The sequence below is a fragment of the Ruegeria sp. EL01 genome, from assembly GCF_900313035.1.
Lineage (GTDB): Bacteria > Pseudomonadota > Alphaproteobacteria > Rhodobacterales > Rhodobacteraceae > Ruegeria.
Genome location: NZ_OMPS01000048.1, coordinates 21319 through 40838, shown reverse-complemented (window position 1 = coordinate 40838; position 19520 = coordinate 21319). Strand labels below are relative to the sequence as shown.

At 56.1% G+C, this 19520-nt stretch carries 17 protein-coding genes, 2 tRNA genes and 1 pseudogene; 5 read left to right on the top strand and 15 right to left on the bottom strand.

The annotated features are described in order from the left end of the window. Position 1: 1 nt before the first annotated feature. The 5 genes from D9K61_RS24365 to D9K61_RS24345 all read right to left on the bottom strand — a co-directional run bounded on the left by D9K61_RS24365 (position 2) and on the right by D9K61_RS24345 (position 5609). A complete protein-coding gene (locus D9K61_RS24365) occupies positions 2–799 on the bottom strand; it encodes a carbohydrate ABC transporter permease (protein ID WP_120635810.1) in 798 nt (265 codons plus the stop codon). After that, the gene (locus tag D9K61_RS24360) at positions 796–1659 is read right to left on the bottom strand and encodes a carbohydrate ABC transporter permease (protein ID WP_085821869.1); all 864 of its coding nucleotides are present in this window, start codon (positions 1657–1659) and stop codon (positions 796–798) included. The genes D9K61_RS24365 and D9K61_RS24360 overlap by 4 nt, the downstream gene beginning before the upstream one ends. Beyond that, a complete protein-coding gene (locus D9K61_RS24355; RefSeq protein WP_120635809.1) occupies positions 1656–2732 on the bottom strand; it encodes an ABC transporter ATP-binding protein in 1077 nt (358 codons plus the stop codon). Before D9K61_RS24355 ends, D9K61_RS24360 begins: the two co-directional genes overlap by 4 nt. A 1-nt stretch (position 2733) precedes the next feature. After that, complete coding sequence (locus D9K61_RS24350; protein WP_120636173.1) at positions 2734–3783, bottom strand: ABC transporter ATP-binding protein; 1050 nt, start codon at positions 3781–3783, stop codon at positions 2734–2736. 86 nt (positions 3784–3869) lie between these two features. Further along, positions 3870–5609 (bottom strand): ABC transporter substrate-binding protein, encoded by a 1740-nt coding sequence (locus tag D9K61_RS24345; RefSeq protein WP_120635808.1) that lies wholly within the window; start codon positions 5607–5609, stop codon positions 3870–3872. Positions 5610–6256: 647 nt separating this feature from the next. On the opposite strand from D9K61_RS24345, the pseudogene D9K61_RS24340 reads away from it, so the two are divergent. Next, positions 6257–7039, top strand: a pseudogene (locus D9K61_RS24340) (DeoR/GlpR family DNA-binding transcription regulator). An 87-nt stretch (positions 7040–7126) separates the two neighbouring features. Here D9K61_RS24340 and D9K61_RS24335 read toward each other — a convergent pair. The 6 genes from D9K61_RS24335 to D9K61_RS24310 form a co-directional block, all read right to left on the bottom strand. Beyond that, positions 7127–7201 (bottom strand) — tRNA-Glu (locus D9K61_RS24335). A gap of 70 nt (positions 7202–7271) precedes the next feature. Further along, a tRNA-Glu gene (locus D9K61_RS24330) sits at positions 7272–7346 on the bottom strand. A 108-nt stretch (positions 7347–7454) separates the two neighbouring features. Beyond that, positions 7455–9197, bottom strand: coding sequence for a single-stranded-DNA-specific exonuclease RecJ (gene recJ, locus D9K61_RS24325; protein ID WP_120636172.1), 1743 nt, complete (start codon positions 9195–9197; stop codon positions 7455–7457). A gap of 92 nt (positions 9198–9289) precedes the next feature. Continuing rightward, a complete protein-coding gene (gene glpX, locus D9K61_RS24320) occupies positions 9290–10273 on the bottom strand; it encodes a class II fructose-bisphosphatase (RefSeq protein ID WP_120636171.1) in 984 nt (327 codons plus the stop codon). 71 nt (positions 10274–10344) lie between these two features. Then, the gene (locus tag D9K61_RS24315; RefSeq protein ID WP_120635807.1) at positions 10345–11631 is read right to left on the bottom strand and encodes a homoserine dehydrogenase; all 1287 of its coding nucleotides are present in this window, start codon (positions 11629–11631) and stop codon (positions 10345–10347) included. Between the two features lie 126 nt (positions 11632–11757). Then, positions 11758–12006: a hypothetical protein gene (locus D9K61_RS24310; RefSeq protein ID WP_120635806.1), complete on the bottom strand. Its 249-nt coding sequence runs from the start codon at positions 12004–12006 to the stop codon at positions 11758–11760. A gap of 101 nt (positions 12007–12107) precedes the next feature. On the opposite strand from D9K61_RS24310, the gene D9K61_RS24305 reads away from it, so the two are divergent. Then, entirely contained in the window at positions 12108–12695 is a 588-nt protein-coding gene (locus D9K61_RS24305; RefSeq protein ID WP_120635805.1) for a TetR/AcrR family transcriptional regulator, read from the top strand. 27 nt (positions 12696–12722) lie between these two features. Here D9K61_RS24305 and D9K61_RS24300 read toward each other — a convergent pair whose 3' ends face one another. Next, the gene (locus D9K61_RS24300; protein WP_120635804.1) at positions 12723–13634 is read right to left on the bottom strand and encodes a pirin family protein; all 912 of its coding nucleotides are present in this window, start codon (positions 13632–13634) and stop codon (positions 12723–12725) included. 157 nt (positions 13635–13791) lie between these two features. Here D9K61_RS24300 and D9K61_RS24295 point away from each other — a divergent pair, with 157 nt between their 5' ends. Next, entirely contained in the window at positions 13792–14268 is a 477-nt protein-coding gene (locus D9K61_RS24295) for a hypothetical protein (RefSeq protein WP_120635803.1), read from the top strand. Here the strand turns inward: D9K61_RS24295 and D9K61_RS24290 are convergent. From D9K61_RS24290 to D9K61_RS24280, 3 genes are read right to left on the bottom strand one after another with little or no spacing between them, the layout of a single operon-like run. Then, positions 14265–14849 (bottom strand): TadE/TadG family type IV pilus assembly protein, encoded by a 585-nt coding sequence (locus tag D9K61_RS24290; RefSeq protein ID WP_254055878.1) that lies wholly within the window; start codon positions 14847–14849, stop codon positions 14265–14267. The genes D9K61_RS24295 and D9K61_RS24290 overlap by 4 nt on opposite strands. Then, entirely contained in the window at positions 14836–15381 is a 546-nt protein-coding gene (locus tag D9K61_RS24285) for a TadE/TadG family type IV pilus assembly protein (RefSeq protein ID WP_254055863.1), read from the bottom strand. Before D9K61_RS24285 ends, D9K61_RS24290 begins: the two co-directional genes overlap by 14 nt. A gap of 20 nt (positions 15382–15401) precedes the next feature. After that, positions 15402–17273, bottom strand: coding sequence for a pilus assembly protein TadG-related protein (locus D9K61_RS24280; RefSeq protein WP_120635800.1), 1872 nt, complete (start codon positions 17271–17273; stop codon positions 15402–15404). A gap of 326 nt (positions 17274–17599) precedes the next feature. Here D9K61_RS24280 and D9K61_RS24275 point away from each other — a divergent pair, with 326 nt between their 5' ends. Together D9K61_RS24275 and D9K61_RS24270 are read left to right on the top strand one after the other, a co-directional pair. Further along, a complete protein-coding gene (locus D9K61_RS24275) occupies positions 17600–19030 on the top strand; it encodes a Glu/Leu/Phe/Val dehydrogenase (protein ID WP_120635799.1) in 1431 nt (476 codons plus the stop codon). 141 nt (positions 19031–19171) lie between these two features. Beyond that, positions 19172–19468: a hypothetical protein gene (locus D9K61_RS24270; RefSeq protein WP_120635798.1), complete on the top strand. Its 297-nt coding sequence runs from the start codon at positions 19172–19174 to the stop codon at positions 19466–19468. Positions 19469–19520 lie beyond the last annotated feature (52 nt).

Here is a 19520-nt window from a genome sequence, read left to right as displayed (position 1 = left end):
CTCACACGCGTCCCATCGCGAAACCACGCGCGATGTAATTACGAACAAACCAGATGACGATGGCACCGGGGATGATGGTCAGGGTGCCGGCGGCGGCCAGCAAGCCCAACTCATACCCTGCGCTTGACGCGGTGCGGGTCATCACGGCGGCGATAGGCTTGGCCTCAACCGCAGTCAGGGTTTTCGCAAGCAACATTTCCACCCATGAGAACATGAAGCAGAAAAAGGCCGCGACGCCCACGCCCGCTTTGATGTTCGGTAAGAAGATCGTCACGAAGAACCGCGGGAAGGAATAGCCGTCTACGTAAGCCGTCTCATCCAGTTCCTTCGGGATGCCGCGCATGAAGCCTTCGAGAATCCACACAGCCAGCGGCACGTTGAACAGCGTATGTGCCAGTGCCACGGCCAGATAGGTGTCGAACAAACCGATGGACGAGTACAGCTGGAAGAACGGCAGGGCGAAAACCGCCGCAGGGGCCATTCGGTTGGTCAGCAGCCAAAAGAAAAGCTGCTTGTCCCCCAGAAACCTGTATCGCGAGAACGCATAGGCGGCAGGTAGCGCGACGCACACGGAAAGTATCGTGTTCAAAGTCACATAGGTGATCGAGTTGATGTAGCCCCAGTACCATGTCGGATCGGTGAAAATCGTGGTGTAATTCTCCAGCGTAAAGGTTTGGGGAAACAGGGAAAAGCCCGACAGGATCTCGTTCGTAGTCTTGAAGGACATCGCCACCAGCCAATAGATTGGCAGCATTAGGAACGCGATGTACAGGATCGGGATGAGGGAACGCTTTTTCATTCTGCGTCATCCTTTGTCATCAGAGTGTAGAAGAGCCACGACACAAGCAGCGTGATGGCGAAATAGATCAGGCTCATCGCCGCCGCAGGGCCTAGGTCGAACTGTCCCAGCGCGATCTTCACAAGGTCGATCGACAGCAAGGTGGTCGAGTTGCCGGGGCCACCTCCGGTCAGAACAAACGGCTCGGTATAGATATTGAAGCTGTCCATGAACCGCAGCAGGATTGCGATCGTCAGAACCGTCTTCATCTTGGGCAACTGGATGTAACGGAACACCGACCATGGGCTGGCGCCGTCGATCTTGGCCGCCTGATAATAGGCATCCGGGATCGACACGAGGCCCGCATAACACAGCAGTACCACCAGCGACGTCCAGTGCCAAACATCCATCACAATGACTGTAATCCAGGCCGACAGCGGCTGTTGGGTCATGTCATAGTTGATGCCCAGAACGTCATTCAGGAAGTATCCCAGCAGGCCGATCTTGGGCAGGGTGAAGATGTTCCACATCGAGCCCACAACATTCCAAGGGATCAGCATCGGCAGCGCCATCAGCACCAGACAAACCGGCACCCAAAAACCTTTGCGCGGCATGGACAGGGCGACGATGATACCCAAGGGCACCTCGATGATCAGGATCATGAAGGTAAACAGGAATTGCCGTCCCAAAGCGGCCTGAAACCGGTCAGAGCGCAGGATTTGTTCGAACCAGCCCAGTCCTTCCCAGAAGAACTGGTTGTTGCCAAAGGTTTCTTGCACCGAATAATTGACCACCGTCATCATCGGAACCAGCGCATTGAACGCCACCAGCGCCAGAACTGGCAGGACAAAGAACCAGGCTCTTTGATTTTCCGTTCTCATTGGGCCCGCTCCTTGGTCGCGATCCAGCCGTCACGGTAGACGCGCGATTGTTCAGGTTTGAATTGCAGGAAGACCTGTGATCCCGGTTCGGGCACGCTGCGTTCGGTCACGGCCTTCAGGGCCGTATTTCCGACCATGGCGCTGACCACATAGTGGCGGCCAATGTCCGAGACTTTGGTCACATGCGCTGGAATTCCGGTATCACCAAAGCCCACATATTCTGGCCGAATGCCCAGATCAGTCCGGCCTCCGTCGCCATGCGCCGGGCCTTCCAGCGCAACTTCGTGCCCTTCGAACACCGCGCGGTCGCCTTTGGCCTCGCAGGGCAGGACGTTCATACCAGGCGAGCCGATGAAATGACCGACGAATGTGTGCTGAGGGCGTTCGAACAGCTCGACCGGCGTGCCGATCTGAACCACTTCGCCGTCCTGCATCACCACAACCTCATCCGCGAAGGTCAGCGCCTCGGTCTGGTCGTGGGTCACGTAAATCATCGTGGCTTTGACGCGCTGGTGCAGCTCTTTCAGCTTGGATCGCAGCTTCCATTTCAGATGCGGGTCGATCACGGTCAGCGGCTCGTCAAACATCACCGCGTTCACGTCGTCGCGGACCAAACCGCGGCCCATCGAGATTTTTTGCTTGTTGTCAGGGCTGAGACCGGAGGCCTTGGTACGCAGCATATCCGTGACATCCAGCATCTCGGCGATCTCATCGACGCGACGCTTGATCGTGGCGACATCGACGCCCCGGTTTTTGAGAGGAAATGCCAGATTCTCACCCACGGTCATCGTGTCGTAGATCACTGGAAACTGGAACACCTGTGCAATGTTGCGCTGATCCGGGGGCAGGGCGGTTACGTCGCGATCATCGAACAGAATCTGCCCCTCGGACGGGGTCAGCAGGCCCGAGATGATGTTCAGCAAAGTGGACTTCCCACAGCCCGACGGCCCCAGCAGTGCATAAGCGCCACCATCACGCCAAGTGACATCGATTTCCTTCAAGGCATAGTCGTCTGGGCCTTTCGGCGACGGCATATAGCTGTGGCGGAGGTTTGAAAGCTTGATCTGTGCCATGTCAGGCCACCCTTTTGCCGTCTTGGCTGAAATATCGGCAATGGGCCGGGTTCATATAGAAACTGTGATCTTCGCCCACTTCATAAGGGTGCACGCCGACAGCAAGTGATACCCACGCGTCTTCGCCATGTTGGAAATGGGCGCTGGAATCCGAGCCCGAGAGTTCAGTGACTATCACGCGGCCTGTCAGCTCGATATCCGCATCCGATGTGCGGAACGGCGTTACCCGGTGAGGGCGCACGGCAACGGTGTATTCCCCGTCCGCCATGTCACCGACGGTCCAGTTGCCACCGCCCTCCAGTTGGGCATCGGTGCCTGAGACGGTGATGCGCGCCAGATTGATGGGCGGGTCGGAAAATACCCGCGCGGCAGCGATATTTTCGGGGTTGCGGTAGATGTCGGCGGTTGGGCCGAACTGGGTCACACGACCATCTTCCATCAGTGCGGTTTGACCACCGAGCAGAAGCGCTTCTTCGGGTTCTGACGTTGCGTAGACCACGACGGCGCCGCGTCCTGCGAATAGATCGGGCAGTTGCTCGCGCAGTTCTTCGCGCAGCTTGTAATCCAAGTTGGCCAGCGGTTCGTCCAGGAACACTGCGCGGCTTTCCTTGGCAATCGCACGTGCCAAAGCGGTGCGTTGTTGTTGTCCGCCGGATAACTCATGCGGGCGACGTTGCAGCATCGGGCGCAGTTGCAGCAGGTCGGCCGCCTCTTCGACGCGCCCCTCTACTTCGCTTTGCGCCATGCCAGCCACGCGCAATGGCGAGGCGATGTTGTCGAAAACACTCATATGTGGGTAGTTCACAAAGAACTGGTGCACGAGGCTGATTTTACGCTTTTGCGTGTTCAGCCGGGTCACATCCTGCCCGTCCATCAGGACCTTGCCCGAGGCAATCGGGTCAAGCCCGGCCATCATCTTGATCAGAGAGGTCTTGCCTGACCCGGTGGCCCCAAGCAGCACATTGAAGTGGCCTGTCTGCAGGGTCAGAGATGTAGGTTTGATATGGATGACGTTGCCGACCCGTTTGGTCGCGTCTTGAAGTTCGATCATGTCCGTGGGTTCCGATCCCGCAGCGCTATGCGCTGTTTTCGTCTTGGGTGGGGATGCCTGTCGCGGCATCCCCGGTTCTCAAAGGCTTACTGGGACTGCCAGCGCTGAACCAGCTCGTCATAGTTGACGGTCTGGCCTTGCGGCTTTTCGTTCTCCAGCTTGGCCTTGGGCGAGCCCGCCTTTTCCAGCCAGAAGGACGCATCCTGTGGCTCGTTCAGGCGGGGGCCACAGCCACCGTAGACACCGGCGCTTTCATCCGCGGCCTGCATGCGGGCCATGGTGATGTCCATCTCTTCAGCCAAACGGTCCATCGCCTCTTGCGGGGTGAAGGCGCCCGAGTTCACGTCTCCAATTTGCTGCCACCAGATCTGGGCCAGCTTGGGATAGTCCGGCACGTTGATGCCGGTCGGTGACCATGCCACGCGGTCAGGTGAGCGGTAAAACTCGACCAGTCCACCCAGCTTGGGTGCGCGTTCGGTGAACGACTCGTGATTGACCGAGCTGTCGCGGATGAAGGTCAGACCCACATGGGACTTCTTCACATCGACAGTCTTGGACGTCACGAACTGAGCGTAGAGCCACGCCGCCTGAGCGCGATCCGCAGGGGTCGATTTCAGGAAGGTCCAGGACCCCACGTCCTGATACCCAACCTTCTGACCGTCTTCCCAATAGGGGCCGTGCGGGCTGGGTGCCATCCGCCACAGCGGCGTGCCTTCGTCATCTACGGTGTTGTTGCCTTCAGACTTCGGCTTCACCATGTCGGCGGTAAAGGCAGTGTACCAGAAGATCTGCTGGGCCACGTTGCCTTGGCTGAGTGCCGGCAGCGACTGGTAGAAGTCATAAGACGCCGCGCCCGGAGGGGCGTAGTTTCGCAGCCATTCGTCCCACTTGCGGATCGCATAGACCGCAGCTGGACCATTGGCGGCACCACCGCGCGACACCGAAGCACCGACCGGGTTACAGGTGCCCGCTTCCATGCGGATGCCCCATTCGTCGACCGGGATACCATTGGGCTCGCCCACATCGCCGGCGCCAGCCATCGACAGCCAGGCGTCCGTCATACGCCAGCCCAGGTCAGGCGCGCGCTTGCCGTAATCCATGTGACCATAGATCGTGGTGCCGTCGACTTCTTTCACGTCGTTGGTGAAGAAATCGGCGATGTCTTCGTAAGCAGACCAGTTGACCGGAACACCCAGATCATAGCCGTACTTCTCTTTGAACGCGGCCTTGTTGGCTTCATCATCGAACCAGTCCTTGCGGAACCAGTAGAGGTTGGCGAACTGCTGATCAGGAAGCTGATACAGCTTACCGTCCGGGCCAGTGGTGAACTGAATGCCCATGAAGTCATCCAGATCCAGCGTCGGCGAAGTTGACGCCGCCCAATCACCACCCATCATGTCCGTCAGCGGATAGGCCAGCTGCAGGCGCGAGTGGGTACCGATAAGGTCGCTGTCATTGACATAGCCGTCATACAGGTTGCGACCTGTCTGAAGCTGAGTCTGCACAGCCTGAACCACTTCACCTTCACCGAGGATCTGGTGATTGACTTTGATACCCGTGATTTCCTCGAACGCCTTGGTCAGAACCTCGGATTCGTAAGAATGCGTTGGAATGCCTTCGGACAGAACGTTGATTTCCATGCCAGAGTAAGGCTGTGCAGCTTCTATGAACCACTGCATTTCACCCATCTGTTCGTCTTTCGACAGGGTCGATGGCTGGAACTCGTCGTCGATCCAGCGTTGCGCTGCGGCTTCGTCGGCCCAAACAGGACCATGCCCCGCAATGACGGCAGCCGCCGCCACTGCGGAAAGTAGATGTCTCCGCATCTGTTTCCTCCCAAAAATTGTGGTTACCCGGCGCAGACCGGATGCCGGACAGCATCAGCGATTTTCAGCCTGCCTGTCAAACTAAAAATTTAGTAAATGAAATTCCGCAGGCGTTTGGCGGCTAAATTTGACCTTATTTTCCATTCAACGATCGGTTCTAAGTTATTAAAAAAGAAGTAATTTTTTCGGAGTACTTGATGCGCGCAACAGGGGAGAATGGCGTTTCGATTGACCACTTTTCGCCGATCAAAGAGCTTCGTTGTCGGAAGTGGTCCAACAGCGATAACGTGCGTGGAGAGGTTCGACGTAACGGTGCTTCTGGAGCGGGAAAAAGTCCTCGTCCGGCTTTTTTGCGAGGTCACGCAATTCCATGCTGGGTAATCAGAAAGGGCAGATGTCCGGCCAGCATTTGCATCGCTGACGGGGTGACGGAGAGTATCCACAACGCCTCAGCCAACGCGATAGAACACAATTTGCCCTGACAGCAGAATCAACTTTTGTGCCGGGTGAATTTTAGACTGTTGGGTTAAAGGGCGTGCCGAACCAAAATACGCTGCAAAGCGCGAACATTCGTTGCGAATGCCCGGCTTGATGGCAGTCTGATTTGGTGTATTTTCGCGGAGGTTCTGAAAGCTGCGGAGCGCTTTGTGAAAAAACACGCACCTAATACCCATCGTGAACTGGAACTGCTCGATGTGTTGCGCCGTCTGGGCGGAACTGCGCGGAATTCGGATCTCGCAAAGACGCTGGATGTATCCGAGGAAACGGTGCGCCGCACGATCAAGGCCCTTTCAAAGGCGGGCACGGTTGAGCGTGTTCACGGCGGGGCCTATCTGGCCGGTGCGCAGGGTGACCCGAGTTTCTTTCACCGCATTTCTCAACATGCCGATGAAAAACGTCGGATTGCCGCTCATGTCGCCAAACTTGTGCAGGATCAAATGACTGTATTTATGGATGTTGGGTCCACTACAGCGTTTGTCGCGGAAGAACTGCGTCAGGTCTGAGATCTTACGATCGTGACCAACTCAGTCGCTGTTGCTCAGACGCTGGTGGGGACACGCGGCATCAGGGTGCATCTGCTTGGCGGAGAAATGCAAAGCGACGAGCGAGGAACATTTGGTCATGTGACCCATAGACAATTGCAGCGCTATGCGTTCGACCTTGCTGTCCTGAGCACCGATGCGATTTCAGCGCGAAAAGGATTTCTGTATCAAAGCCTGGCCGAGGTTGACCTCGCCTCCGTGGCTATTGGCAATGCCGATAATGTCGTTATGGCAGCATCACACTATAAGTTCGGCGAAACTGCCCCTTATGTCGGCCCAGATCCGCGCATGGTGCGGACAGTGGTGACGGACAAGTCACCTGAAGAACCCCTGGCAAGTTCATTTGCAGAGTGGGGTATAGACGTGCAGGTCGCAGCACCAGAATAGACGTTGTTCAAACCATGGTGTCCGGACGCATCAGACGCTTGGGAAGTGTCTGGCCTAAAAGCACTTTATAGTTTTTTTGAGGTTTGATGGTAGCCCGTAGGGGAATCGAACCCCTCTTTCCAGGTTGAAAACCTGGCGTCCTAACCGATAGACGAACGGGCCACGTTGGCTAACCAGCAAGACGGTTGGCTAGCTATCACTAACCCGCTGGAAAATATATAAAAACACAAGTTGGTAGCCCGTAGGGGAATCGAACCCCTCTTTCCAGGTTGAAAACCTGGCGTCCTAACCGATAGACGAACGGGCCACGCTGGCTTGTGGAGGGCCTTTTACGGTTTCACTCGGACCCCCGCAAGCCGAAAAGTGCAGGGATGTGAAAGTTTTTTGGCGTGCGGCGCAGGGCCAGAAACCGGGCTCAATTGGCCTCCGCCACGTCCTCGAGGCGCAGTTGCACATTTTGTCGACCGCCCCATGAATTGATCTCGAGCCGACCGGCAAAATGGAACCGTGCACCGCCGTGATTTGACAGCCGTTCTCCGATCGGTCCATCAAACGCACCAAAGGCTATCGCATCAAGCCCACTGCTCATGCCGTCCGACAGGGACAGTTTCAAATGGGACTCGCCCACGCGTTTGGCAAAGCGCACCTGAAGATCAGGCAAAACGTAACGTGGGGCAGGGGCGCTGGCGCCAAAAGGACCTGCCTTTTCAATCTGTTCGATCAGATCAACCGTCGCCGCGCTGGGCATCAGCGTACCGTCCAGCTTCAAATCCGCTGGTCCGCCTTGTCCGGCCCCTTGTTTGGCCAACAGCTCGCTCAATCGTTCCATGGCCGGTTCCAACTGATCGCGCTTTACCGTCAGACCAGCCGCCATTTTGTGGCCACCGCCTTTCACCAGCAAACCTTCCGCGGCCAACCTTTGGATCGACGCACCCAAATCGACGCCCGATACAGACCGTCCCGAGCCTTTGCCCTCATCCCCATCAAGTCCGATGACGATGGCGGGACGATTTGCCGTTTCTTTCAAACGCGAGGCGACAATCCCGACGACTCCGGGGTGCCAACCCTCACCGGCGGCCCAGACCAGTGGTGCGTCCAAGCCCCGATCCTCGGCTTGGTCCAGCGCGGCGGCTCGGACCGCGTTTTCGATCTCCCGCCGTTCGGAGTTCAACGCGTCCAGACGCTCGGACAGGGCTTCGGCCTCGGTCATCGACTCGGTGCTTAGCAATCGCGCGCCAAGATCAGCCTGACCAATCCGGCCACCTGCGTTGACTCTCGGCCCCAGAAGAAATCCCAGATGATAACTGTTTGGAGCAGAATCCATCCTTGCCACATCCGACAGGGCCACCAGACCCGGTCTTTTGCGCGCGGCCATAACCTTCAGGCCCTGTCGTACCAGCGCTCGATTGGCGCTGATCAAAGGCGCCACATCCGCAACCGTTGCTAGGGCAACGAGATCCAGCAAAGACATCAAATCAGGACCTTTGGTCCCCGTGCCCCGCATCTGACGGCCAGCTTCGACCAACATCAGAAAGACCACGCCTGCTGCGCACAGATACCCCAGATCGCCGCTTTCGTCTTGCCGGTTCGGGTTCACGACCGCCACACACTCGGGCAGGGTTTCGCCGCCAAGATGGTGGTCCAGAACGATGACATCGGCACCCTTGGCAGCCGCGATGGGCTCATGACTGAGTGTGCCGCAATCCACACAAATGATCAGGTCATGCGACTTCGCCAGCGTTTGCATGGCTGGTACATTCGGGCCATAACCTTCGTCGATCCGGTCAGGCACATAAAAGGTCGCCTGCACACCCATCTGGCGCAACCAGACCAACAGTAACGCTGCAGAACTGCCGCCATCCACGTCGTAATCAGCAAACACAGCGATACGCTGCTTTTGGTGAGCGGCCTGCAGAAACCGGGTAGCCGCGATTTCCATGTCTTTCAGGGTGCGCGGATCGGGCAAGAGTTCTTTGAGCTTGGGGTCCAGAAAGCTCTGCGCCTCCATAGGAGGCACTCCGCGCCGGGCAAGCACCTGGCAGACCGCCCGGTGCAGATCAGTCTGTTGCGCCAGCATTTCCGCCGCGCGTTCAACTTCGGGCGTGGGTCCAATCCAACGCCGGCCAGTTAGCGATTGTTCGACCCCCAAAAAGCTCAATCCGTTCCCCTTTGACAGCAAGGCCGGACCCTTACGGACCCGGCCTGTCAATTCAACACAGATACGCTTGCCTAAGGCAAAGGCACATAGTTCTACGCTTCGGCATGAGGCCAGGTAGGCGTGCGATACGACATGCGGCGCACTGATCCGGTTTTCGAACGCATGAGCAGCGTGGTGGTTTCGACCCAGCCCGGCTCTCGTTTGATGCGCGGCAGAAGCGACCCACCCGTGACGCCTGTGGCGGCAAAGATCACGTCAGCGGTTACCATCTCATCCCGCGTATAAATGCGGTCCAGATCTGTGATGCCAGCCTTGGCGGCACGGCCACGTTCGTCATCGTTGCGGAACAGCAGACGACCAAAGATCTGCCCGCCCATGCATTTCAGCGCGGCTGCGGCCAGGACACCTTCGGGTGCGCCACCCTGACCCATGTACATGTCGATCCCGGTTTCTTCGCTTTCGGCGCAATGCATCACTCCGGCGACGTCGCCGTCTGTGATCAGTCGGATTGCCGCGCCCGTTTCGCGCACTTCGGCGATCATCGCTTCGTGGCGCGGGCGTTCCAGAATGCAGACAGTGATGTCCGCAGGGGTGCAGTTTTTGACTTTGGCCAGCGCCTCGACCCGCTCACGCGGGCTCATGTCGAGATTGACGACGCCGTCCGGATAGCCCGGACCAACTGCCAGTTTGTCCATATAAACGTCCGGAGCGTGCAACATTGAACCGCGGGGACCCATGGCAATCACGGTCAACGCGTTGGGCATGTCCTTGGCTGTCAGCGTCGTGCCTTCAAGCGGGTCCAGCGCGATGTCCACGCCGGGGCCATTGCCCGTTCCAACTTCTTCACCAATAAACAGCATCGGCGCTTCGTCCCGTTCGCCTTCACCGATGACAACGACGCCCGCAATATCCAACAGGTTCAATTGTTCACGCATCGCGTTCACTGCGGCCTGATCGGCAGCTTTTTCGTCGCCGCGCCCGACCAGCGAGGCTGAGGCAAGCGCTGCCTGTTCTGCGACCCGGGCTAGGCCCAGAGACAGCAGGCGGTCGTTGAAATCAATTTTGGCAGCGGTCATACGATGTAATCCTTTGGTCAGCAAAGACGTCATGTCTGGAATAGCCTGCTCATGGCGCAGGCTGCAAGGGGTCAGACCTGTTCGATCCGAAGTGCAACAGGCTCGCCCGACACCACATCGGTGGCGCGCAGGCCTTCAAGCGCGTGGTCCAGCGTGGTTCGGGTGGTCTTGTGAGTCACAATCAACACCGGGGCGGTGTTTTCGGAATGTGCGTATTGGCGCATTCGATCAATCGACACTCCGGCATCGCCCAGAATCGCGGCAACCTTGGCCAACGCCCCGGGCTTGTCCAACAACGCGAGGCGCAGGTAGTAAGGGGCCGGTAGGCCTGTGCGGGCCGGGGTGGCCTCTTCCAATGACGTTGCAGGGCGTCCGAATATTGGAATTTGCAAACCACGCGCCAGATCACACACGTCGCCCATAACGGCGCTTGCAGTTGGGCCTTCGCCAGCGCCCGGGCCGCGCAGAACCACCTGTTCGACCGCGTCGCCTTCGATCACAACCATGTTCGTGCCACCCTCAAGCTGACCCAAAGGTGAGTCACTGGGCACCAGGCACGGTTGCATCCGTTGTTCCAGGCCACGCGCTGTGCGCTGCGCAACACCCAACAGCTTGATCCGATAACCCATATCAGACGCTTGGTGGATATCGTCCAGGCTGATCTGCTGAATGCCTTCGATCTCGATCCCGTCGAAATTGGGTTTTGTGCCAAAGGCGATGGACGACAAAAGCGCCAGCTTATGAGCAGCATCGATGCCGCCCACATCAAGGTTTGGATCCGCTTCCAGATACCCTAGCTGCGCGCATTCTTCAAACAGGGAGTTATACCCCAGCTCTTGCGATTGCATCCGTGTCAGGATGTAGTTGCACGTGCCGTTCATAACGCCCATGACGCGGGTGATGTCGTTTCCGGCCAACCCTTCGGTCAGCGCCTTGATCACGGGAATACCACCGGCCACTGCGGCTTCGAACCGGATAACGCGGCCTGAAGCTTCGGCCTTTTCCGCCAGATCCTGGCCGTGGATCGCTAGCAAAGCCTTGTTTGCGGTGACCACATCCTTGCCACTGGACAGCGCCGCTTCGACCGATGTTTTGGCGGGGCCGTTTTCACCCCCCATCAATTCAACAAATACGTCGATATCATCGCGTTTTGCCAAAGCAACTGGGTCGGTTTCCCACGCATATTCGGACAGGCTGACACCGCGATCTTTTTTCGGGTCGCGCGCGGAAATGGCCACGATCTCAATTGGGCGACCGGTGCGCGCCTGCAGCAGCTCCGCTTGGCGTCGAACGATCCTGACGACACCCACGCCGACAGTTCCCAAGCCCGCAATTCCCAGCCGCAGTGCCTGTGCCATTCCGTGGGTTCCTTTCCGCTCGACATTGTCTGAATTCGGACGCGTTGTCCGTTCAGCGTTGCCTTAGCTGGTTCGGGACGAGGGTTCAATCCGTCACCGGTCGGTTGGGCGTCGAAACCCTTATCGTTAGTTGATTTGCGCGTTCTGCAGCGCTTGCGCCTTTTTCGCCAAGGCTTCGCTGCGGGCTGTCAGGTCCTGTTCGACTTCGGCGGCTTCGCTGACTGGATCAGCGGGGGCACCAAGAATGTCATGCAAAGGGATTAGGTGAGGATAATCAGCAGATTTCACAGATTTTGGTTCGCTGCCATCAAGCTCGGGTATGTCAGCGCATCCGGCGCAGATCAGCAACAGGGTCAGCAGGGGCAGGGGCTTCATGGTGAAACCTTTCAAAGTCCATCGTTCGCCTGTGATGCACGTTTTGCCAGGCTGGTTCAAGCAGGGTTCTATTTGAACATTTGTTCAGATACGGTCACGGAATGGCGCGTACACAAGGTTCACATTCCGACATAACAGGCCCGCGAATTCGCGAAGCCGCTATCAGGCTTTTTGCGCGCCATGGCTATGCTGCGGTCTCAATGCGCCAGATTGCGAAGGACGTCGGTGTGCAGGCCGGTGCACTTTACAATTATACTCCCGACAAACAAAGCCTGTTGTACCGGCTGATGCGCGACCACATGCAGGAACTGTTGGAGGCCTATGAAGCCATGGATCAGGGCGGTGATGCACAGGATACGCTGCGTCGCTTTGTCGGGTTTCACATACGTTTTCATCTGGAACGCCCGGACGAGGTTTTCATCGCCTATATGGAGCTTCGCAATCTGACGCCGGACAATTTTGTCGAGATCGAGGATTTACGCCGAAAATACGAAAACGCGCTTGAGGGCATTCTCCACCAAGGGCAGCAATCCGGATTGTTTGCGATTTCAGATACCAAGATCGCGACCTTGGCGGTGATTGCCATGCTGAACGGTGTAATGACCTGGTACCGGTCCGGTGGACGATTGTCGCTGGACGAGGTGGAGCAGGTTTATTGGGATATGGTGCGCCGGTCGGTAACGGCTTGACCCATCCCGGATCAGGCCGCCGTTTCGTCAATGCGCAGGCCGAATGAAAGATCCATTCCGAAGTTCCCGAAACGCCCGTTCCAGTTCTGCCTGCGTGTTCATGACGATTGGGCCATGCCAGGCAACCGGCTCATCAATCGGAGCGCCGGAGATCAAGAGAAATCGCGCACCCTCTGGTCCAGCCTGAACGGCGATCTCATCCCCGGTGCCAAAGCGAACCAGCGTTCTGTCCCCTGACATGTCGCGGATGTTGACCTCTTGCCCGGCAACCTCTTTTTCCAACAGTATCCCAGAGGGTTGCGAGGCGTCTGCGAATGCCGCCTGACCCTGGAATATGTAAGCAAAGGCGCGGCGGTAGGTGTCGATGCGAAACGTCTTTTTGACGCCCGCCGGGATGTGAATGTCCAGATACTGAGGGTCAGCAGCGATACCATCAACCGGCCCGATTTTTCCCCAAAACTCGCCCACAATCACCCGCACGGTTGTTCCATCGTCATCGGTGATCTCCGGGATGTCGCTACCTTGCACATCCTGATACCGTGGCGCCGTCATTTTCTGATCCGAGGGCAGGTTGCCCCACAACTGAAACCCATGCATCTGGCCGGATGTATTTCCATGTGGCATTTCCTGATGCAGGATGCCTGATCCGGCTGTCATCCATTGCACATCTCCTGCACCCAGCGTGCCGCTGTTGCCCAGCGAATCTGAATGTTCGACTGTGCCGGACAACACATAGGTGATCGTCTCGATCCCCCGGTGTGGATGCCAGGGAAAACCGGCTTGGTAGTCTTGTGGCCGCTCATTGCGGAAGTCATCAAACAGAAGAAATGGATCAAGTTCCGACGGATCCTGAAACCCGAATGCGCGATGTAGTTTTACCCCAGCCCCTTCCATCGTGGGTACGGCCTGCCGGGTTTCCAATGTGGGTCTTAGGGACATGTCGACCTCCTATGTGTTTGACCAGCATTTATTCTTTACGCCATCGCAGTCAATTTGCGGAGACACACCTTGCCTGTGCAAAATTGTCAGAGGGTATCGGGCCTGTTGTTCATGACAAAAAGCAGTTAGGTGAAGCCCAGATAAACAGGAGATATCAATGCAGGACGAAGTGCTGGCGACGATCCAGGCGTCATCCCCCAGACGATGGGCCGGTGTCGGGATGTTGACCACTGTTGGTGCCTTGGTGATTTATGTCGCACTTGCTTCACCGCCCGAACTGGTTTGGCAAGTTTTCCTGTTGGGCGTTGGTGTTGCAACGCTGTGGTTGGCGCATCGTATGTGGCAATCGACGCTTGATCGTATTGAGCTTACACGTTCGGAACTACGCACCACGACTGGACGCATAATCGCCGAGGTTGCGGATATTGAATCCGTGGATCGCGGTGTTTTCGCTTTCAAACCGTCAAATGGGTTTCTGGTTCGCACCCGCACAAAAGGCCCAAATGGCTGGGCTCCGGGCTTGTGGTGGCGAATGGGCCACCGCGTTGGCGTCGGCGGCGTGACAGCCGCCTCGGAAGCCAAGTTTATGTCAGAGATGTTGACAGCAATGCTGGTCGAGCGGTCGGGGAACTAGCAATCACCCGATACGTTGATGTTGTGATAGCCGCGAGGTTGGGTGAAGATGAACTTGTCGATTGCAAAATCATTGTCACCAAAGCCAATTTTGAAAGGTCGCTTGTAGTGATCCTTTGTTTCTACCACGATCATTGACGCATTGTCCGCCATCACTGGAATGCGATCCCAGATTTGGTCAATCGTTCCGTTATTCCACTTTTCGAAGCTATCGCCACGGACACATGACCACAAAACATAATGGCGGTCATCCGGCTTGTCGTACCGAATGAAAGAAATTCGCATAGAAACAGCCGATCGATCCGCAATCATGAATTTTTGCAGGTCGTACATGGTCGTAACATATTGGGCAGTTACTGTGCTTTTTTCGCGGGACAGAATATCTGCGATGGCATACGCCGCCTTCAGGTTTCGTGCACTCTGACGATAGCCGTCAAAATATGTATATGAGGTCCACATGGACCAGAAGAGCAACGGAAACACCATAATGGCTTCGATGCTCACTACCCCGTCTTGTTTTCGGAAAAATCGACCGAAAAAACCTGAAACAGATTTGAAAGGTATGCGCTTAAGCCGGTTCATGGACAAACACCGTTGTTGCATGCAATTCGTACTGGCCATCGGGATCCCTGGCGGCCAGTTTCCCGAGCGTAGTGCCGTTGAAAAGCGGATAAATTTCAATGCAGGCTCGGATGATCATCAATTCGTTAGAGCTCCCGGGCGTGAACACCTGATCGTCCTTCCCCCGCACTTCTTCGGGGGTGTCGACGCAAAATGGGTTGGCGTCCAGAACAGGATTGGTAGACCGGGGGTCAATCGACTTCATTTCCAAAGCAAGATTGCCAGTGCAGTCTGGAAGTGCACCAGCTTTGTCGCAGATGATCTGCTTGAGCAGCGTGTGTGTCCATGCTGCGCCGGGGCTCGCGTCATATTTCGCTATGTGGTTCATCCGAACGTCCTGGATCGTCTCATCGAGCGCGCGTTCCAGGTTTGCGTGGTTGTAGGCAACGATCCCCAGCTCAACGCCCGAGTATGTGGCCATCATGAAAATCGGGAACCACATTATGAACTCAATGGTTGCCATGCCTTCTTCGTCGCGACGAAACAGACGCAATTTTTTGGTCAAACGCTTCATCATTGAGTCAGCCTCAGGTTACGGATGCTTGAACCGATTGAGGCAAAGACATCCGGAAGGTTGCCTACCGTCGCCTCGTAATAAGCACCATCATCACTTTGGCAGCTTTTTAGGATTGCTTTGCCTGCGCTCGGAGCTTCCAGGGCAATCGTAAAAATTACGATCTTTTTCTCATTTTTTGCATAACTGCACATGGCGGTAACGCGAGGGTCTTTGGTCGAGCGACTACTCGAGGACACGGCATCGTAGTACCAGTCATATGCGAAGGTCGAACCGTAGTAGTCGCGGAAATCGTTGTAGATTGCGTATCGTGTCGTACTTTCCCACAGGGTCGGCCATGTAAGATGCTCGGAAGGCGTAACCGGTGGTGTCATGTCCGCATATTTTACCAGCCGGGACGTGCTGTAGTCGAATGTGCTGCAAAGCCCACCGGAAAAAGAAAGACAACGGTACTGAATGTATGCCCTGTCATAACCGTCCGTCGATCCTTCAGTATCTGCGTCTTCGATAACAGTCATAGTGTTTGCATCAACAAAAGTGCTGCCATATCCGGCCGGTTGAAGTTGTTCACGCGCCCAATAGAAGTTGCGATCGCTATCCCACTCCCAGATATCGACATTGGGCCAGTAATACCTGGCGTTATCTCCAGTGTAGATTTTGCCTTCGACAAGCTTGGCGTATGAGACATACGCTTCAACGTCTTCATTCCACCAGATACCGGACTTACCGGCACGGTGAGGATCATTTACCCAATACTGCGAGGTGTTGGCGCCGTCCGTCATAAGAACCATGACTTTCATGGTGTCACCACTCGCAACGTTGGCCGGCCGTGCCGCGAATTCGGCGGGAACATCGCCTTTTGCGGCGAGCGAGGCAACGACAGGTCTAAAGCTTTCGTCCAGCAGGGTGAGACCCCACTTTACGCCCAAATCGATCGAGGTGTTTCCGCCCGCTTTGAAATCTGCAATCTTTTGCTTCAGAGTGTCGGCGTCTTTTTGGTGAACCATGATCTCACGGTTCGTGTCACTCTCGCAAATCTCACTATAGACTAATGTGTTGTTCGAACGTCGATCATAGTTGCCCCAATGGGTGAAATGCAGCGTCCGTTTGCGGATGAGGTTTCGATCAAAACTGCTTGTCGAGAACTCGGTGTTCTCGAAGTTGATGCAGTTTGCGTGCGTGTTGGTGCCTGTGGTTTGCAATTCGGCCATCAGTGAATCTGGCAAAGACACCTGGGTGGCGTAGGGGACGATCGAGATCGATAGCTTGCCGTCTTCGGTTTTGTCGACCATCTCTTGTACGAAATTCTGCGCTGCCAATTTGAGTGTGGTCAGGCGGTTATTGCTATTCATCGAACCGGACACGTCGAGAACCATTGAAATCTCAACGTTACCAATAGCTTCTTCCGCAACGCTGACCACCGAAGTTGCGATCGAGTCGACTTCCCACCACTGCATGAAGTGCATCTTCACGTCCATTTTGGCGCTTGCTTCAACGCGACGGTAACCCTGGACAGTAACAGCCTGCGAGCCGCAAAGGTCCGGGGTAACGATTGGATCCCCAACCAGATACTGCGACAGGCCTTCTTTCTCCAAGTAGTCCTTTATCACAACTTTGGGGCAAAGGTCCTGTTCTAGGTCAGCAGCTGCCAGAACGGCGCGGTCGAGAGAATACTGAAGTCTGGCTCGCTCATGGTCAAAACGCATAATATCAACGGCAAAACCACCTACAGTGAAGATGATCAGGATTAGGAAAAGGCCGAAAATGGTCATAAGGCCATCTTCAGATTTCACGAAGGAATCTGATGTTGGCCGACGGCTGTCCGCTTGCTTTTCTTTTGTCAATTTTAACTTACAAACGAAATTTTTCATAACTTGTCCTTCTACCGGTCAGGCACACTGATCCCAGTTCTTGGCAAGTTTAACTATTTAGACTTTGATCGTGGCAAGATTTGGGCAGGGTCGCCACTATGGTGCTATTATTGAATGAAAATTGGCCGCAGTCATCCATGGGCTGTTGGGTTTGTTTCGCCGCTGGGGACAATACCTGTTGATCGGGTAAAAAGCGACTCAGGGGCGGTCTCGGGAAGTCCTCGTTCTCAAAATGATTAAAAAATGTACATTTGAAGATTGCAGCATTCGCTCAGCGGTGCGACAAAACGTCATGACATTTGTCAGTTACCGGTACGGAGGATTTTATGACCGGCACCAAAGAACCTAGCTTTCGTGAAAGTGTTGATCTGATGTTCAACAGGGCGGCGTCCTTGATGGATTTGCCGCCTGGCCTGGAACAAAAAATCCGAGTCTGTAACGCCACTTACACCGTTCGTTTTGGGGTCCGCCTGCGCGGTGAGATCCACACGTTCACCGGTTATCGATCTGTGCATTCCGAACATATGGAGCCGGTTAAGGGCGGTATTCGCTATGCAATGGCTGTAAACCAGGACGAAGTCGAAGCGCTTGCGGCGTTGATGACTTATAAATGCGCTTTGGTTGAAACTCCGTTCGGGGGATCGAAAGGCGGGCTTTGCATTGACCCTCGTCAATATGAAGAACATGAACTGGAACAGATCACACGTCGCTTTGCCTATGAACTCGCCAAGCGTGACCTGATCAACCCGTCGCAAAACGTCCCGGCCCCTGACATGGGAACGGGCGAGCGTGAGATGGCCTGGATGGCCGACCAATACGCAAGGATGAACACGACCGATATCAACGCCCGTGCTTGCGTAACGGGCAAGCCATTGAATGCGGGTGGCATCGCAGGGCGGGTCGAGGCAACCGGGCGTGGGGTCCAATATGCGCTGCGCGAGTTCTTCCGTCACCCGGAAGATATCGCCAAGGCTGGCCTGTCCGGTAAGCTGGATGGCAAGCGCGTTATTGTTCAGGGGCTTGGCAACGTGGGGTATCACGCAGCCAAATTCCTGAGCGAAGAAGACGGCTCGATCATCGTAGGCATCATCGAATGGGATGGTGCGCTGTACAATCCCGAAGGCATTGATGTCGAAGCGGTGCGGCAGTGGATCGTCAAACATGGCGGCGTCAGCGACTACCCGGACGCGACGCATTCCGCCGAAGGTGCTGCGGTGTTGGAAGAAGAATGCGACATCTTGATCCCAGCTGCTTTGGAGGGCGTCATCAACCTGGATAACGCGGATCGCATCAAGGCACCGTTGATTATTGAGGCAGCGAACGGCCCGGTTACAGCGGGTGCCGATGAAGTTCTTCGGAAGAAAGGCACAGTGATCATTCCGGATATGTATGCCAATGCCGGCGGTGTGACCGTGTCCTACTTTGAATGGGTCAAAAACCTGAGCCATATCCGGTTTGGCCGCATGCAGCGCCGCCAGGAAGAAGCCCGGCACGAACTGATCGTCAGTGAATTGGAGCGGTTGGACCGTTACCTAGGCGATGCCTGGACAATGTCACCAAACTTCAAGTCAAAGTACCTCAGAGGTGCTGATGAGCTTGAATTGGTGCGCTCGGGTCTCGATGACACGATGCGCATTGCCTATCAGTCCATGCGCGAAGTCTGGCACAGCCGCGATGATGTCGAGGATCTGCGGACAGCGGCCTATATCGTGGCCATTGATCGGGTCTCAAGCAGCTACCGCGCCAAAGGTCTCTGATCTTAAGGGCTGGGCAGTCTGGCTGTGCCGGATTGCCCAGCCTTTCCCAGCCCCCCTGCTTGCGCAGTCGGTCAAAAGGGAGATGGAAGGCGACGCGGTGCCCGGGTAAGCTGTACCAAGAAACGATTCCGGGAGATCCCAATGTTGCGTATTGCCATTGCCGCCGCTGTGCTGGCTACCCCTCTGTCCGCTGCCGAAACCAAGCAACAAAGCTGTCAGTATCAGGCTGAAGTGGTTGCCGCGATCCAGCAAGCCCGGCTGGACAGAGTCAAAGAGCGGGATGTGCCAAAGGCGGTTTCTGACACTACGCCAACATGGCCTGAAAACTACAACGCTGCCGTTCCGCTGATCACCCCGTGGGTCTACGAACAGAAGATGCGCGATGTGCGCAAAAAAGATCTGGGTGCGGCCTGGTTGGAGCTGTGTCTGCTGCAATAATCCACAGCGACGTCATTTCTTTGTGGACAACCGCGTGTCATCCCCTTGGCGC